Origin of the sequence: Micromonospora rosaria, from assembly GCF_001567585.1 — a bacterium.
In the GTDB taxonomy this organism is placed as follows: domain Bacteria; phylum Actinomycetota; class Actinomycetes; order Mycobacteriales; family Micromonosporaceae; genus Micromonospora; species Micromonospora rosaria.
On sequence record NZ_LRQV01000264.1, the window covers coordinates 1 to 3,078 of the forward strand.

3 protein-coding genes and 2 pseudogenes are annotated in these 3,078 nt (G+C 73.8%); 1 reads left to right on the forward strand and 4 read right to left on the reverse strand.

Annotated elements, in window-relative coordinates; all coding sequences use genetic code 11:
- From AWW66_RS31780 to rimP, 4 genes and pseudogenes are all read right to left on the reverse strand, one after another.
- A partial coding sequence (locus AWW66_RS31780; RefSeq protein WP_211272169.1) for a translation initiation factor IF-2 N-terminal domain-containing protein occupies positions 1-399 on the reverse strand: 399 nt, incomplete at its 3' end.
- A gap of 45 nt (positions 400-444) precedes the next feature.
- A pseudogene (locus tag AWW66_RS33250) lies at positions 445-826 on the reverse strand (YlxR family protein).
- Between the two features lie 16 nt (positions 827-842).
- Complete coding sequence (nusA, locus tag AWW66_RS31785) at positions 843-1,886, reverse strand: transcription termination factor NusA (RefSeq protein WP_067374430.1); 1,044 nt, start codon at positions 1,884-1,886, stop codon at positions 843-845.
- Entirely contained in the window at positions 1,883-2,527 is a 645-nt protein-coding gene (gene rimP / locus AWW66_RS31790) for a ribosome maturation factor RimP (RefSeq protein ID WP_067374436.1), read from the reverse strand. The genes nusA and rimP overlap by 4 nt, the downstream gene beginning before the upstream one ends.
- 233 nt (positions 2,528-2,760) lie before the next feature.
- On the opposite strand from rimP, the pseudogene AWW66_RS31795 reads away from it, so the two are divergent.
- Positions 2,761-3,078, forward strand: a pseudogene (locus AWW66_RS31795) (hypothetical protein); the annotation flags it as partial.

Here is a 3,078-nt window from a genome sequence, read left to right on the forward strand (position 1 = left end):
GCGCGCCTCGGCCGCCGCCACCTCGATGTCGTGTGCGCTCGCCGGCTTGGCGACCGGGGCCGCCGAGGGCGGCGGGCCCGGGATGGGCCCCTTGGGCTTCGGGCCGGGGGTCGGCGGACCCGGCCGCCGGGGCGGCATCGGCTTCGCCGAGACCCGGGGGAGCCCGGGGGACGGGGTGGGTGTCGGGGTCGGGGCCGGAGCGGCCGCCGGTGGCGCCGCCGGCGCCGGGGAGCCGGCACCGGCAACGAACGCGTTGCGCAGGCGTCGGGCGACGGGCGCCTCGACGGTGCTGGACGCGGACTTCACGAACTCGCCCATTTCCTTCAGCTTGGCGAGAACGGTCTTGCTTTCGACCCCGAGCTCCTTTGCCAGCTCGTGTACGCGGGCCTTACCTGCCACTGCACTCCTCACTCCGAGGTCGTGCGGGCAGCACCCGCAGCGACCTCACTCGTGCACTTGAAGCCTGGTCATTTCTGCGACTTCATCGTGTGCCCATGTCGGTCGTCCTACCTTGCTTGCGACCCTCACCCGGTCCGGTTGACCGGGTGTCGTGGTTTGACGCGTCAACGTGCTCCGCCAGCTCACCGTGATCGACGACCCCGGTGACGCGCAGCGCCCGCCCGAAGGCGCGACGCCGCACCGCCAGCGCGAAGCAGGCCGGATCCGGGTGCATGTTCGCTCCCCGACCCGGCATCCTGCGGAACGGGTCGGGCCGGAGGCTGTGGCCAGCCTCGTCGGTCACCGCGACGATCCGCAGTAGTTCGCTGGTCGGCGCACGACGCCGGCAACCCACACAGGTGCGCTCCGGCAGCGCGCGTCCCACCACTGGAAGAAGTCTACCCCTAGCTGCCCGAGATCGCGCCGCCCGGCTCCCGGACGTGATCAGCCCCGCTCCGGCCACCGCCGGCCGACTGGTCGGCGTCCGACTTGATGTCGATCCGCCAACCGGTCAGTCGGGCGGCAAGTCGGGCGTTCTGCCCCTCCCGCCCGATCGCCAGGGAGAGCTGGAAGTCCGGCACGGTCACCCGCGCCGCCCGGCTGGCCAGGTCGACCACCTCGACCCGGAGCGCCTTGGCCGGGGACAGGGCGTTGCCGACGAAGGCGGCCGGATCGTCCGACCAGTCGATGATGTCGATCTTCTCGCCGTGCAGCTCGCTCATCACCGCGCGGACCCGCTGCCCCATCGGGCCGATGCAGGCGCCCTTGGCGTTGACGCCCGGCACCGTGGACCGCACCGCGATCTTCGTACGGTGACCTGCCTCACGTGCGATCGCGCCGATCTCGACCGTACCGTCGGCGATCTCGGGCACCTCCAGCGCGAACAGCTTCTTCACCAGCGCCGGGTGCGAGCGGGAGAGGGTGATCTGCGGTCCCCGCATCCCCTTGGCCACGTGCACCACCACGCAGCGGATCCGCTCGCCGTGCACGTACCGCTCGCCGGGCACCTGCTCGGACTGCGGCAGGACGCCCTCCAGCTTGCCCAGGTCGACGCTGACGATGCCCTTCTCGGAACGCGCCTCGTGCGCCTGCACCACGCCGGTGACCAGGTCGCCGTCGCGGCCCACGTACTCGCCGAAGTGCACCTCGTCGGTGGCCTCCCGCAGCCGCTGGAGAATCACCTGCTTGGCGGTCATGGCGGCGATCCGGCCGAAGTCGTGCGGGGTGTCGTCCCACTCCCGCACCACCGTGCCGTCGGAGTCGAGCTCCTGGGCGTACACCAGGGCGGCGCCGTTCTTGCGGTCGATCTCCACCCGGGCGTGCGACTCGGCGCCCTCGGTGTGCCGGTACGCGGTCAGCAACGCGGTCTCGATCGCCGCGAGGATCGTGTCGAACGGGATCTCCCGCTCGCGCTCCAGTGCCCGCAGCGCCGCGAGGTCGATGTTCACCTCTCCTCGTCCTCCACATCGTCTTCGTCGTCGTCGATTTCGTCTGGCTCGTGGATCTCGTCGAGGCGGCTGAACTCCACCTGCACCCGCCCCGGCCCCAACTCGGCGTGGCCGTACTCCGCCCGACCGGCGTCGGTCTCCAGCACCACCCGCTCGTCGTCGGCCTCGACCACCCGGCCGGAGACCTGCCGGTCACCGGCGGGCTGCTCGGCGCGCTGGCCGGGGACCGCCGCCACCGACCGGACGGTGACCTTGACCAGCCGGCCGACGTTGCGCCGCCAGTGCCGGGGCAGGGTCAGCGGCCGGTCCACCCCGGGGGAGCTGACCTCGAGCTGGTACTCCCCGGCGACGATGTCGCCCCCGGCGGCCTCGGCGTCGTCCAGCGCGGCGGAGACCGCCCGGGAGACCTCCGCGACCGCGTCGAGGCTGATCCCGCCGTCGGCGTCCACGATCACCCGCACCACGTGCCGGCGGCCGGCCCGCGAGACGGAGAGGTCCTCCAGGTCGTAGCCGGCCCCGGCGACCACCGGCTCGATCACGGTTCGCAACCGGTTACGGCGGGCTGTGGCGTCCCCGCCCCGGGGAGCCTCGCCACCACGGGGCCTGCCCGTCGGTCTGGTGGCACGGCCACGCTGCGTCATCTGGCGCACCCTTTCCGAAGGTCGGCGACCCCGGTCGGCCGCCATGCCGGCACGCCACCGGGCGATACCGCGCACCGGTGGCTGCGCAGAGCGTAACGCGCGCACCGGGCGACGGGCCGAGCGGCGCACCGACGCCGGTCACCCACCCGCCGCACCGGATGGTGTTGACTTGTCCGGTGACGACGGGCAGGACCACACGACGGGGCGGGTTGACCGGACAAAGCCGACGAACGGTGCTGCGCACCGGAGCGCTGCTCGCGCTCGGCGGCGCCACCGTGCCGCTGGCCGGCTGCGACCTGCTCGACCGGGAGGACGCGCCGGACCCGGCGGCCGATCCGCTGGCCCCGCTGCTCGCCGGGGCGCTCGACCTGGCCGCCCGGCACCGCGCCGCGATGGCCGCCGATCCCACCCTGGCCGACCGGCTCGGCCCGATCGCCGAGGCGCACCAGGCGCACGCCGCCGAACTGGGCCGGGTCATCGGCGCGGCGTCGCCGTCGCCCACCCCGGCCGGCAGCGCCCCGGCCGGCGACCGTACGGCCGTGCTCGCCGCC